Origin of the sequence: Enterococcus eurekensis (assembly GCF_042654605.1) — a bacterium.
GTDB classification, from domain to species: Bacteria; Bacillota; Bacilli; order Lactobacillales; family Enterococcaceae; genus Enterococcus_I; species Enterococcus_I eurekensis.
In genome coordinates this window covers 1-840 of sequence record NZ_JBHSGT010000080.1, presented here as the reverse complement: position 1 = coordinate 840, position 840 = coordinate 1, and the positions used below count along the sequence as shown (strand labels likewise).

Annotated in this window: 1 protein-coding gene; it reads right to left on the bottom strand. The window is 38.0% G+C overall.

The genetic code is table 11. The annotated features are described in order from the left end of the window. Positions 1–767, bottom strand: a 767-nt coding sequence (locus ACFO3L_RS11485) for a transposase (protein ID WP_379967709.1), incomplete at its 3' end; no start/stop codon positions are given. Positions 768–840 lie beyond the last annotated feature (73 nt).

Here is an 840-nt window from a genome sequence, read left to right as displayed (position 1 = left end):
AATGAGCGAGTAATTTGTTGGACGATATGAAAACGATCGGTTACAATTTGAGCATTTGGAAAGATAATCTTAATCAATTGTTGATAACTAGCGTTCATGTCCATCACCAAATAACGCACTCCCAGACGAGCTTTTCTGGGAAAACGCATGAAGTATTGGACGAGTTTATCAAGTCTACGGTCTTCTAGCACCTCAAATAAGCGGTTATTTGTCCCGTCAACACAGATGAAGCTCATTGCGCCTTCACAAGACTTCATTGATTTAAATTCATCGACACAAAGAACCTGTGGTAGCGTTTGATAGCTTTTATGATACGTTTGCGCCAGTTCTTCTTGAATTCTTAAAACAGAGATATCCGATACAAAGTATCGCTGAGCAATCGACTTACGAGAACAAACTTGAGCTAATTCTAAAAGAATTTGATATTTCAACTCTTTTGCCAAATGATCATGACGTGCAACAATTGGGGTTTGAGCGATGAAGGTTTTTCCGCAATGACGACAAAGAAACCGTGAGCGTTTCAGCTCTAAATAGGTTAACGTGTTACGAAATAAAGCCATTTGGGTACGAGTTGTTTTTGTTCCATTCTTAACGAGTTCACCTTGATTTTTTCTCCCGCATTTCTCACAATGAGTCGGGTTATAAGTCAAGGAGCCAATAATTAATTGAGCAGTGACACCTTTTATTTTCGCATCCTCCAACCAATTTTCTGGGAAAGTAATATTTTCATCTGTTAATCCAAGCATTTTTCTAGTATTATTGTCCATGAGGCTTCACTCCTGATTTATGTTTGTTTTAGACGACTACATTTTATCAGTTTGAGGCCTCTTTTTGTTAGCA